The organism is Chlorobiota bacterium (assembly GCA_016700335.1).
In the GTDB taxonomy this organism is placed as follows: Bacteria; Bacteroidota; Ignavibacteria; order OLB7; family OLB7.
Genome location: CP065014.1, coordinates 828,880 through 841,263, shown reverse-complemented (window position 1 = coordinate 841,263; position 12,384 = coordinate 828,880). Strand labels below are relative to the sequence as shown.

The following is a 12,384-nucleotide window of genomic DNA, read 5'->3' as shown; positions in this document are numbered from 1 at the left end:
TCTTAGAATCTTAGAATCTTAGAATCTTAGAATCTTAGAATCTTGGAAACTTAAAATCTTGTAAATCCTATAAATCCTGATTCAGACAATTTTCATCCAAAAAATAAAAATAGAAATGATAATAGACGAATTGATATATAAAATTAATGGTTGTGAAATGGAAGTGTATAAAACATTGGGCAATTGGTTTCAAGAGGTAATTTACCAAAGGTATTTGGCAATTGAAATGGAAAGAGCAAGCTTAAGTTTTGGTAGTGATAAAGAACAATCTATTTATTATGATTACATTAATGTAGGAATTCGCTGAGCTTATTTTGTTGTGGAAGGAAAAGTGATAGTGTAATTTAAGGCTTTGATAAATTTGGAAGATGTGCACTTAGCACAAGCTAAAAATTATGTTGTAGATTATGATTTTCCTATTGGTTTATTAATCAATTTTGGAAATACAAGTTTGCAATTCAAAAAAGTATTCAACAAAAAATATCAAGACAATCAAAATCCTGATTCAGACAAATGGTTCAAACTGAAAATATGGTATTTTATATTTACACAAAACCGTCTAACTGAAAATATAAATTTCTATAATAGCAATTGCAACCAAAAGTAAACAGATTGGCAAAAAACAAATGCTTGCTAAAAATGTCTTGTATTATTTATATAGTCAACCCATTAATGTTATTCAAAGCATTGCAGCTGCTTTGAATGTTAGTGCACCCACTGTTTTAAGACTATTAAATGATTTTGTGAGACTTGAGATTTTGGTAGAATTAACAGGTTTTAAACGAAACAGAGTATTTGCGTTTGAGCAATTTTTAAAATTATTCAGATAATGAGCAAAGTTGGTCAAATAGAACGTGCCACTCAATACCGAATTATTGCAAAAAGTTTTCAAAAGAGAATGTAATCTTTGTATATGCCAGTGAAGCTGATTTGCTCAACGTAGCATTGTTTGGAATCACATCAAAAGAATGGAGAGATAACAATCCAAATGCCGAATGTAATATTCGAGACAATGTAAGTATTGAACAATTAGCGATATTAAGTAATATGGAAAGTATTAACGCGGTATTAATTCACCAAGGACTATCTCTCAGAAAGATTAATACAACTGAATATAATTGCCATAACTCTAATAATATCATTGTTCAGAACAAGATTAAAACAATTTATAGATGCTCAAGAAAAAAAACGAAATGTATGAAGATTTAAATAATAACAACCACAAAATTATTAGTTAGTCTATGCAAGTTCACAATACACTTGGAAACGGATTTCATGAAGTTATTTACCAAAGAGCTTTAGCTATCGAAATGAGTCTTGCTAACTTTTCGTTTGTGATAGAAATGGAAATGCCTTTCGTTACAGAAATGAACATATAGGCACTAGACGGGTGGATTTTTTTGTTGAGAATTATATTATGTTGGAACTTAAAGCTATGGAAAAAATAGAAGTTGTTCACAAGGCTCAAGCTATAAATTACCTCGAAGCTTGTAACATTGCCGTTAGTTTACTTATCAATTTTGGAGGTTTAAGCCTTGAATCTAAAAGAATGTATAACAAGTTATTGGTTACTCCAACAGGATACTCAACAAATCATGTTATTCAAAACAATTTTTAAATCCTGTTCTGACAATTGAATTTTTCAATACTTAATACAACCAATCTTTTTGAAGCAGCTAATAATCTTTTTCAACATTTTATATTAATCTCATTTCAAAAACATAAACATAAACTTTGAACCAAAACAATTCAACTACCATTAAACCATTTTTAGTGGTTTCCAATGCTGAAAAAGCTATTGAATTTTATACTATTAATTTTGGTGCTGTTGTGTGCGTTAAGCATAAAATTGGTAATAATAAATTGATTTGTCAAATTGCAATTGAAGGGGCTGAATTCTGGGTTGGTGACAATGATAATGATACAGATGTTTCACCTAAAGTTGCTTCATTAAGTAGCATTGTAAGGTTAGTTTTAAACACAAAAAATGCTGATTCCCTTTTCAATAATGCCATCAAGAATGGTGCTACTCTACTTTGCCCAATGACTACTGAAAATGTATGGAGAATTGGAAGATTAATAGACCCTTTCGGGCATGTTTGGGAAATAGGTTATATTTTGTAACTAAACTTATGTTTCTTGATTTAATTATATTGAAATTTAGAAACAAACAATCCCAACTAATTACTTAATTGGGACTGCCTTAAATGTTTTCACTACGGAATAATCCTTATTGTGATTTGCTTCGCTACAAATATACTAAATTTGTAATGTTAATTTCATTTTTTTCAAATAATTTCTTGCCCCCTTGAGCAATGTCTTGTCCTGAAATAGGTTTACACTAAAAAGTGTAAAAATGGACAAAAAAATCATTCAAAAAGCAGGTAAGTATTATACCTTAGAAGAAAGACATCAAATCATTCAAGAGTTAATTGCGACTGGCTGTACTAAAGTTGAAATTTGGGAAAAATATACTGGAGATATAGAAGAACATGGTCAACTACTGCGCTGGATGCGTCAACTAGGATATAATGTTGGAATTAAAACAAGAAGGCCTAATATTGTATCAAATAATTATCTCATGGTAACTAAGAAATCAAAACCAGATAAGGAGATTAAAATTGAAGATGATTCTTTTGAAAATCTTCAATTAAAAAAACGAATTGCTGATTTGGAAAAGCAGTTAAAGGATGCCGAACTAAAGGCAATTGCATTTTCTACTATGGTAGATATTGCAGAAAAAGAGTTTAATATACCGATTAGAAAAAAGCTCAATACCAAACCATAGAAGTAATGAAAAATAATTTTTCACACATAGGATTAGCCAAGTTATGTGGATGGTTTGGTATTACTAGACAGGCTTATTATCAGAACAATTGGGAAGGAATATCTTCTACTCTAGAAGAAGATTTGATTATACATCAAGTAAAAGAAATTCGTAAAAATCATCGTAGAATGGGAACACGAAAACTATATGAATTATTACAACCATTTATTCTTGAACATCAAATAAAAATAGGCAGAGATGCACTATTTAATATGCTTTCGGCTAATCATTTATTAGTAAGAAAACGTAAACGTAGAATACAAACTACGAATTCATATCATTGGTTAAGAAAATATCCTAATCTCGTACGTGAGTTTGTACCAACTAAAATCAACCAACTTTGGGTAAGTGATATCACTTATTGGAAAATAGATACTGGAGAGCATCTTTACATCAGTTTTATTACTGATGCATATTCACATAAGATAGTAGGCTATCAAGTAGCTGAAACTATGGAAGCGATAGAAAGTATTCAAGCATTGCAAATGGCTCTCTCTGGCTTGGGGCCAGAGAGCCATTTGCAGCACACCTATCCAGTAAGTAATCTCATTCATCATAGCGATAGAGGTATACAATATTGTAGCAATGCTTATGTAAAGCTATTGAAAGATAATAATATCAATATTAGTATGACAGAAAAAGGCGATCCATTAGAAAATGCAGTGGCAGAACGTGTAAATGGAATCATCAAAGATGAGTATTTAGAAACTTATAATATTGATAACTTAAATGATGCTAAGGAATTACTTAAAGCTGTAGTAGATTTGTATAACAATGAAAGACCACATATGAGTATTGGAAACCATACACCAAATAATATACATCATTCAAAAACAAATATAAAAACCGATAGATTATGGAAAAACTATTATCGAAAAAAAACTACATTTGTAAACACAGTTCAGGACTAAATAGAAACTGTAAACTAATAGTAGGATTAATTAATTAAACTGTAAACTTTTTTTAGGACGAGTCAAGGCAATAGACATAGCAGTTTATGAATGGAATTGTATTTGTGGGTTTGAGAATATGCCCATACCCGACAAAAAATGCTGCCCAAAAATTAAGTTTATTTATAGATCGGAAGATTTTGATGATAAGGACTTAAAGAAAGTTATAGCAGATGCACCTCCTATTGGTTGTGGAACTGAAAGTGCGCCATGTAATGATGCGAACAGACCTTTAATTAGAGTAAATGCATCAATTGTAGCTGAAGAAAGACGCGGTCAGTGGAAGGTGGATAATAGCGGACATAATAATTTGATACCCGTCATACAGCATGAAATAGGTCATACATTTGGACTGTTTCATTTTGAAGATTGCCCAGGCAGTGAACGTGGTTATGGTGTTATGAATGCAAGTGTATCATATCCGCCAACTCGTGAAAAGTTAACCAAGGATGATAAATGTTATTTTAAAATGCTATACTGCCCAAATGGTCCAATAGGAGATGTGAATAATGGGAATCAAATTTCAATGAACTTACCACCTTACCCAAATCCTGCTCGTGATACAGTAAACATAAAATTTTCTTTGAAGAAACCATCATCAATTAAGATAGTTATCTATAATGCAAAAGGTGAGAAAATTTATACTGCTTTAGATGTAGATAATTTTCCAGCAGGAGAAAATTCAATTTATTACAACACGTTGCTTACAGAAAACGTTAATTATTTTTATACAGTAGAAACAGGAACAGAAAAGCGAACAGAAAAATTTGTGGTGCAAAGGTAGGCGGAGAACTAAGAATATCTAATAATAAAATAGCCACTTCGATATTAATTTGAAGTGGCTATTTTATTTACTAACAAACAGCCTATAAGCCGCATAGAACAGCATTTATATGGTTACACCTAACAACTTACAACATTTTAAAAATATACTTCATCTGAACATCATTTTCAATGGTATTATTTATCTCAATTACTTTTGTAGAAACCGCAACCCCATAGCTCGGCGAATACCACGAATCTGTTACCACAAATTTTTCTGAAGATTCAAAATTTAGTTTACCAATACTTGTATGGATATTCACAATATCCTTGTAAGCCCTATCAAGGCTTGCATTACAGTTTTTATCAAACATAAACTTAAGGGATACTTTATGCTTTTCTTTAGTATAAACTTTGTCTATTACAACCAAACTATTTTTACTTAAACAAAATGAACGCTTATATTTCACTCCTAAATTGTTATAGGCAAAATGCTCCGCTTCAACTTCCATATTATTTACATCATCATTAAGTATTTTAAAAATAGGTTTTTTAATCTCTTTTTTCACTCTCCATAATCCATCAAATTCTGCAATCTCTTTGTTATCAACTGTTATAGCATTATGGCTAAGTGAAGAACGCAAAGCATTGCGCAGTGTGGGTTCAGAGGTATAGCGGTATGTTCCTGTATCAACAATTATGGCATCATTTTTTGTGTATAAAGCAAAGCTCAATGAATCATTATTTCCATGCAAACCAATTACCCCAAGATCAATTATCACTTTATAGTTTTCGTTTTGTAAAATTATGAATCCTCCATTTTTATATACTTTTATTGAATTTTTATTTGTGGTATTACTATTTGTGATTTTCTTCTTAACAGAACGGAAAAATTCGTACCCTTCTGTGCCAGTAATTATCATTGCACTTAGAGAAATTTTTTTGCAATTTAATATAAAATCTTCTCGCTTGAAAATAACACCAGCAAGAGCCAGCGTGTCAGAATGGTCATAAATATTTTGGTCGTTGGTGGTTCGCAGAATTATTCCATCATCACTATCACCAAACTGTGGGGCAATATCACTACAATGGACATAATCATTTAGGAACTCCGACATTTTTTCAATTTTATTCATTGCCCACTCTGGAAATAGCTTACCAGCTTGCTTACAGAGCATTGATGAAATTAAGAACATCTCCAGAACTAACCTATGATAACATACCGAAAGTTCGTAATGAACTCCATCTTCCAATACCTGATTTTCAATTTCGGTGAGCAATCTTTTGTATCCTCCACCAAACCAATGCTTGCCTTGAGTCTCTTCATAAAAAATACTTCCTAATACAATTAGCCCAAAGCAATTTGAGATATAATGGTTTGTAAGGTTCGGGAAATATTCCAAATTATTTATTAAATGTTCTCCATGTGCATAAACTAATTTCAGGTAATTTGCCCACCATTGGCTTGAAATATTTGGCGCGCCATGGAACAAACCAAAGCCCATTGTAAGCCAATATCCGCGAATGGCAACCTCCATTGGCATTGCCCAATTAACCCCTTCATCAACTGGAATATTTTTTTGCCAATCCTCTGTACGCCGCATAAAATCTTGCTCGGAATATACCAGTTGCCATCACCAAGATACCAGCAAATACATGAACATAAAAGGCACTACGCCAAGGGATATAATTGACTAAATTTTGTTTTACCAACAAGAAATTTATATCAGGTTTGAACGAAAAATAATTAACACAAATTAAAATTAAATACAGCGAAAAGAGCATGGGAACAAACCAAGGTATTCGATATAAAATATTATTTAATTTTGATAATTGCAAGACTATTTTTTTAAGAGATTTTGTTTTCTGATTTAGCTCAGTAAAAGCAATTATGCTCCATGACACCATACTTTTGAGTGAGTAACAATTATTTTTTTTGTAAATTACTCCAAATAAAAATGTATTTCAAAAAAGAAAATATTAAAGAAGTTGGTAAGCTAAAATTTTATTCATCTGAAAGCGATTTTGAGAATGAATATATTATATTACGCAAAGTTGAAGGAAGGGTTTACCCAGATTCGGAACTTTTGATGCTACCTAATGTTGAACAAAACAATGTCCATTTTAAGGAATGGAATATCAGAAAAAAATCTGCTGATAATTTTATTAGTTACATTAGAAAAAAAAAATCAAAACTTTAAATTGCTTGATTTGGGTTGTGGCAATGGTTGGCTTGCAAATCTCATAGCAACTGCATTTAACGGAGGTTATGTGTTAGGAATTGACATTAACAAGTATGAACTTACTCAAGCAAATAATGTATTTAATCTGCCAAACATAAAGTTCGCTTATATGGATATATTTGATGATTGCCTTCATGAGAATATTTTTGATTATATACTTCTTTCATGTTCGGTGCAATATTTTCCTGACATTAAATTGTTGGTAAATAAACTTTTATCATTATTAAAAATTGATGGTGAGATTCATATAATTGATACCCCATTTTATACAAACGAAGAAATCTTATCAGCAAAATTTAGGAGCGAAAAATATTTCAATAAATATAATTCAGCAATGAAAGATAAATATTTTCATCATCAATTAAATAATTTATCAGAGTTCAAAACCAAAATTATTTTTAACCCTAAAAGCCCTATAAACCGCATAAAAAGGTCGCTATTTGATGATATAACACCATTTTTGCATATTGCAATTATGAGATAAAAAAGTTCAATAGATGTGTAGCCATTATTTTATGCGGGTTGATAGTACACCAAGCCCCTGACCATACATCTAAATTTTACTGGTGAGCCAACACCCAAGCAATTAATGCTTATAGCAGCAATGTAGCACAACCAAAACTTTTAGGTTGTTTTTCTTTATAGAACCCCCATAACACTTTAGGGCTTGCGTATGTATTAACGAATAATAATTTTACAGTTTAGCAAATGGTTTGCAGTTTGAAGTATGCAATTGTAAAACCCACTTGATAACCCTTTTGGTAGTATATCGCTCAAATTATAAGTTCCGTTTTTTAGTTCTTCATCTAACACAATTGAGACCATTTCTCCTATTGAATTTGTAAGATATATTTTAGTTCTCCCGTCTTCAATTATTCCAAATTCTATATTGATTTTTTTGTTATCTATACCTGATTCAATAACCTTTAAAAATAAATTTCCATTGTTTGATATAAACCTTCTTGTGCCACCAGAAGCGCATATATTCAGCACTTTAAAGCTACCATTATATGTCGGAACCTCATAATTAATTGGAGTTGAGTTTGCATCTAACCAATTAAATTTTTCAATCTTTATCTCTGTGAAATCTTTGTTACCCAAGCAGACAGTTATTGGTATTTTTGCTAAGGTATCGCTTAACCCGTCCCATTGTTTTTCTATTGTAATTTTTCTTAACCCAATATCTAACTTGGTTGCACTAAATTCACTTGCAAATAATACTGAATTATCATAACTTAGCTCTGCACGAAATTTTGTGTTCCCATTTTTAATTAAATAATTTCTTGCCCCTTTGAGCAACAATGGAATATATTTTTTATCATTTGGCGCACCCGAATCATGTGGGGTGCTAACTGTGCCACCAAGCCCCTGACCATACAAATAAATTTTAGCAGGAGAACCAATGCCCAAGTAATTAATACTTATTGCCCCATTTGTTCTGCCAATGCTTACAGGTGAAAAACGCAATTGTAAAGTTTTCATTTCGTTTGGTGAGAGTATAAATTCTGTGCTATCACTTATTAGTTTGAACTGCACATTATCAATTCCATTATTTGTGAGTGAATTAAATACAAGTGGTGCTGTCCCAATGTTTTTTATTGATGTTACAATTGTTGTATCTTTTTTATCATATAATTCAACCGCACCAAAATCTATTACTTTAGTTGGTATAGAAATTACTGGTGCTACACCCTCGCCGTAGATGTGAGTTGATAACACACCACTTTGCATTGTGAAATTTATTTGTGCTGAACGTAAACCTTGTGTTGTTGGGGAAAACCTGAACTCTATTGAACGAGTCTCATTCACCCCAAGTTCAAAGCCTTCTTTGGCAGTTACCGCAAGGAATTCCGAAGGGTTACTACCATTAATTGATACGGAATTTATTTTAACAATTACTCCGGAATTATTTTGAATAAATGCAGTAACAAGGGAATCTTTTTTACTACCAATTAATACTTTCCCCATATCAATATCTTGAATTGTAACAGCGGTGGGGGTAACAATTGACCATAACGAATCTGATAGATCATATTGAATTGGTGTATCATCTAAATTCCATAGATTAAGCCTTGAATCTATATCAAGCCCAGCCAGCCACTTACTATCAGGTGAAAACTGAACATCATAGATTGAGGTCTCATGCCATACACCAAAAGTTTTCATTACGCTTTTGTTCAAATATGAAAGGTCGTTAGGATTATATAGTGTTGGAATCGTCCTTGAATAAAACTCACCTTCACTCACAGCAATTATTGCCCCATCTGGACTGAAATTAGCTTTTATTATTCCATTACTTAATTTTTTTGTCTGAGCAGTTATATTAAAGTTGATTACATCTGCCATAAATAGGTTATTTGTATTCATTGAAAGAATTTTTTTTGAATCAGGTGAAAAGGCTAAAGGGCGATGTCCCTCCCACTTAGAAGAAATTTTGGTGTAAAGAGTATCCCTTTTCTTTACGTCAAACATAATAAGGGTATCATTAGTTCCCTCATTAAACAGACAAAGCAACGAGCCATTTGGCGATAAAATAAAATTATTATTAAAATTACTGGTTCTTATTTTCGAAACCGTTATACCACTAAACACATTCCACACACCAATTGAACCGTAATTATTAATCCCAACTGCAAATACACTATCTCCGATATTGTAAAGTTTTTCTGCTGTAAAGTCCGCCGTATCTGGCTCACGAGTATATCCATCCCAAGTAGGATAATACCAGTATTTAATCAAATCTCCACTCTTGGCCGAACGTATCTCTACTCTGCGCCCCCAGTCATTACTGCTTGCCACTACAATATAATTTCCGTCATTTGTGATTAAGGCATCTTTGATATCAGGTAGTTCGCCAGAGTCAAATTGGTGGGCTTTATCAAAAGGCATAATTAATTTTTTTGTGAGCGTTATCAGGTCGTAAATAAAAACCCTGCCACTGTCGCTACCAATTAATTTGTTCCCGTCTGGGCTATATCTCAGAATCTCACTTGTGAAAGGAAAAATAGATCTTGTCTTATCCTCCTCTTTTAATAACTGTGTTACCTTAACAACACAGCTATTACTTGGGCTGTTTGGCACCAACCAACTATAACTTTCACCATTTACACCTTTTGTGATGCTGTTCCAATTTTTTCCTGAGTCAATGCTGAACTCTAAACCTACGCTATCTTCAACTGGAATACCAGACCATTTAATATCTCTAATTTCACCCACACCAAGTTTTTCACCACCATTTGGAAATGTAATTCTCAAATCGGGCTTTGTTGGGCGCACACCTCTGAACCCACCAACAGCATAAAAACTCGGTTTTTGGCAGGCATTGCTTTCAAAGTCAAACCTGCAAGTTGTATATGATGAATCCTTTGGAATAAATCTAACTATCATTTTACGGCTTTCCCCAACATTCAACGCAAAAGGGGCATTACCACTTACAATTTCAAAACTATTATTACTTAATTTTATTTTACTTACCTGCACTCTCATATTTTGTGCTGTTATTGTAATTTCTTTTTCTTGAATTTGTGGCGGAGCAATATTATAAAAACTCAAAGTAACTGGATTTGTTATAATCTCCGGGGCAAGCGTTTTGGGCGCGGTGAACCATGTGTTCGTTTTTAAGTTTTTACCTACTACCTCTATTGTTACCTCACGGCGTTGGGTACAGTCTTCGCCGCTTAACCACTCTATTTCGCATGGCTTTACTCCTTGAATTTCACCCTGTATTTTAAAGGCAAGTTCCTCCGCTTTTTCTTTTGAACCATAACCCATATACAACTTTCCACCAGTTGCTTTTGCTATTTCGTCTAATGATTCAGAAATCCAACCCTTGTATTCTATGTTATCATACAAAACACCTGCATAAAATGTTATTCCTAACCTCCTACATACATCAATACATTCATCTATCTCTGGTTTAGGCATAGGATACCAAGCACCATCGGTTAGCAGTATTACATATCTTTTTTCTAAGCCATAGCTGGCTATTCTTAACGCACCATTTGGGGAGTTTAGAAGTTGTGCATAAAAATCGTTATTATCTCCTTCTTGTAAGCCTCTTGCTGCCAAATATGCTTTATCTCTGTTCTTTACAAAATCGGTCAACAATACTGGAGTATCATCACACATCTGCAACGAAAACTCAGATGGGTTGAATATGTATGAGGATATATATTTGTCATTAAATGCAACATAATACTTCATTGTATTTATCCAATGAATCGAAGCTGACACATCACAACTAATAACAACAGAGGTGGTTTTTGCTTTTTTAGGTGTTGGGCAGTCAATTTTTAAAATTTTTCTCTGTATTCCGTTTTCCACAATTCTAAAATCATCTATGGCGTAATTTGCTTGTGGGTTTACGTAAAATTTCCCCTTGATAACAGGGAAATAAGTGGAATCAATATCAAATAAAGCGATTGATTGGGCTTGCAGCTGCGAAGAAAAAATAAATAGGAAAAGAAGAAAAAAAGTTTTCATAGAAATGTTATATGACACATTAGGTAATAGCCATTTAAAATTTGGGTCATATTTATTTTTAATGCTCATTTAAGTATAAGACATAATGTTGTTAGTTCTCAGGTTATCAGCCATAAATTCTAAAATTTTCTTCATCAATGTTTTGCAGCTTGTTTTTATCTATCACTTAAATTCATACACATACCCCAAGTTTGCTACTAAGGCAAATCCCCATTTGTTTGGATCAATGTAAAGTTTATCATTTGCATCTCTTTCAAAGTTGCGACTAAAGAAAGAATTCTTACCATAACCAAACCCATACCCAATATAAAAACCATAGTAGTTTAAATCTAATCCAAACAATATGCTCGGACCTTGAAAAATTGTGTATTTATGTTCAGTTTTAAAAGTTGAATCGAAGGTGGTTATAGTGCTGTCATATTCTTTTAGATATTCATATTGACCACGAAGAAAAGATGTTATTGAAGTATGTTTTCTGTTATAAAATGTATTGGTAATATCCAGGGCAAATCCATAATTACTCGGTCCAAAACCAGCAGTAAGTCGTCCACCAATTCTTTCACTCAAATACCCACCACTTAAATTGAATATGCCGGGTGAGCCAATAACAATGCCTAGAGAGTAATATGAAGTAGGAACATATTCTGTTGTCTCCATAAATTTAATTTGTGAAACATGAAAAGTTTTTATGCTACTATCTCCTTTCTCGGTTTTATAGCGTAGCACAATGCTATCTTGCTCAGCCTTTGTAATTACCCCACGTTGTTGTCCTGAATCAGTTGTGATATATGTCTGCATGCGGGTTTGAGAGCTTGCAAGATTAGCACAGATAAAAAATAATGGAATAATTAATAGAAAATTTTTCATGATATTTAATGGAGAAATAAAAATTGTTAAATAGTAATAATTGTTTAAATTTTTCAAGTAACATTCAGACGATTTGCTAAAAATATTAATAATAGTATAATCATATTTTAATTAAAGTTTATGCTGAATTTATCCGAAACATTCACCATAGTCATAAGATTATAAACTATGTATCCAACACCAAACACCAAACTAATACCCCAACAAATATAAAATGATTCTTTTTTATGCTAATTCAAAAAAAATCAAGCCC

At 32.3% G+C, this 12,384-nt stretch carries 10 protein-coding genes and 2 pseudogenes; 9 read left to right on the top strand and 3 right to left on the bottom strand.

The features are described 5' to 3' along the window. Positions 1 to 115: 115 nt before the first annotated feature. The 7 genes and pseudogenes from IPP08_03510 (at position 116) to IPP08_03480 (ending at position 4,561) form a co-directional block, all read left to right on the top strand. A pseudogene (locus tag IPP08_03510) lies at positions 116 to 607 on the top strand (GxxExxY protein). A gap of 323 nt (positions 608 to 930) precedes the next feature. Beyond that, positions 931 to 1,209, top strand: coding sequence for a hypothetical protein (locus IPP08_03505; GenBank protein QQS67249.1), 279 nt, complete (start codon positions 931 to 933; stop codon positions 1,207 to 1,209). 32 nt (positions 1,210 to 1,241) lie between these two features. Next, positions 1,242 to 1,618, top strand: a pseudogene (locus IPP08_03500) (GxxExxY protein). 116 nt (positions 1,619 to 1,734) lie between these two features. After that, the gene (locus tag IPP08_03495) at positions 1,735 to 2,124 is read left to right on the top strand and encodes a VOC family protein (protein QQS67248.1); all 390 of its coding nucleotides are present in this window, start codon (positions 1,735 to 1,737) and stop codon (positions 2,122 to 2,124) included. Positions 2,125 to 2,356: 232 nt separating this feature from the next. After that, entirely contained in the window at positions 2,357 to 2,788 is a 432-nt protein-coding gene (locus tag IPP08_03490) for a hypothetical protein (GenBank protein ID QQS67247.1), read from the top strand. Between the two features lie 5 nt (positions 2,789 to 2,793). Further along, positions 2,794 to 3,738 carry an IS3 family transposase gene (locus IPP08_03485; GenBank protein ID QQS67246.1) on the top strand — a complete coding sequence of 315 codons (945 nt, stop codon included), beginning with the start codon at positions 2,794 to 2,796 and terminating at the stop codon, positions 3,736 to 3,738. A 118-nt stretch (positions 3,739 to 3,856) separates the two neighbouring features. After that, positions 3,857 to 4,561, top strand: coding sequence for a T9SS type A sorting domain-containing protein (locus tag IPP08_03480; protein QQS67245.1), 705 nt, complete (start codon positions 3,857 to 3,859; stop codon positions 4,559 to 4,561). Between the two features lie 127 nt (positions 4,562 to 4,688). On the opposite strand, the gene IPP08_03475 is transcribed toward IPP08_03480, so the two are convergent. Then, a complete protein-coding gene (locus IPP08_03475; GenBank protein ID QQS67244.1) occupies positions 4,689 to 6,143 on the bottom strand; it encodes an alginate lyase family protein in 1,455 nt (484 codons plus the stop codon). A 354-nt stretch (positions 6,144 to 6,497) separates the two neighbouring features. Here IPP08_03475 and IPP08_03470 point away from each other — a divergent pair, with 354 nt between their 5' ends. Both IPP08_03470 and IPP08_03465 read left to right on the top strand, forming a co-directional pair. Then, entirely contained in the window at positions 6,498 to 6,740 is a 243-nt protein-coding gene (locus IPP08_03470; protein ID QQS67243.1) for a hypothetical protein, read from the top strand. Then, entirely contained in the window at positions 6,655 to 7,266 is a 612-nt protein-coding gene (locus IPP08_03465) for a class I SAM-dependent methyltransferase (GenBank protein QQS67242.1), read from the top strand. Before IPP08_03470 ends, IPP08_03465 begins: the two co-directional genes overlap by 86 nt. 194 nt (positions 7,267 to 7,460) lie before the next feature. Here IPP08_03465 and IPP08_03460 read toward each other — a convergent pair whose 3' ends face one another. Both IPP08_03460 and IPP08_03455 read right to left on the bottom strand, forming a co-directional pair. After that, positions 7,461 to 11,333: a choice-of-anchor D domain-containing protein gene (locus IPP08_03460; protein ID QQS67241.1), complete on the bottom strand. Its 3,873-nt coding sequence runs from the start codon at positions 11,331 to 11,333 to the stop codon at positions 7,461 to 7,463. Positions 11,334 to 11,426: 93 nt separating this feature from the next. After that, on the bottom strand, positions 11,427 to 12,131 hold the full coding sequence (locus tag IPP08_03455; GenBank protein QQS67240.1) for a hypothetical protein: 705 nt from the start codon (positions 12,129 to 12,131) through the stop codon (positions 11,427 to 11,429). Positions 12,132 to 12,384 lie beyond the last annotated feature (253 nt).

What these genes read in the sequence shown, in the direction of transcription:
- IPP08_03490 (QQS67247.1), top strand. Translation starts at nt 2,357, where the DNA reads ATGGACAAAAAAATCATTCAAAAAGCAGGTAAGTATTATACCTTAGAA.
- IPP08_03485 (QQS67246.1), top strand. Translation starts at nt 2,794, where the DNA reads ATGAAAAATAATTTTTCACACATAGGATTAGCCAAGTTATGTGGATGG.
- IPP08_03480 (QQS67245.1), top strand. Translation starts at nt 3,857, where the DNA reads ATGCCCATACCCGACAAAAAATGCTGCCCAAAAATTAAGTTTATTTAT.
- IPP08_03475 (QQS67244.1), bottom strand. Translation starts at nt 6,143, where the DNA reads ATGCGGCGTACAGAGGATTGGCAAAAAAATATTCCAGTTGATGAAGGG.
- IPP08_03470 (QQS67243.1), top strand. Translation starts at nt 6,498, where the DNA reads ATGTATTTCAAAAAAGAAAATATTAAAGAAGTTGGTAAGCTAAAATTT.
- IPP08_03465 (QQS67242.1), top strand. Translation starts at nt 6,655, where the DNA reads ATGTCCATTTTAAGGAATGGAATATCAGAAAAAAATCTGCTGATAATT.
- IPP08_03460 (QQS67241.1), bottom strand. Translation starts at nt 11,333, where the DNA reads ATGAGCATTAAAAATAAATATGACCCAAATTTTAAATGGCTATTACCT.
- IPP08_03455 (QQS67240.1), bottom strand. Translation starts at nt 12,131, where the DNA reads ATGAAAAATTTTCTATTAATTATTCCATTATTTTTTATCTGTGCTAAT.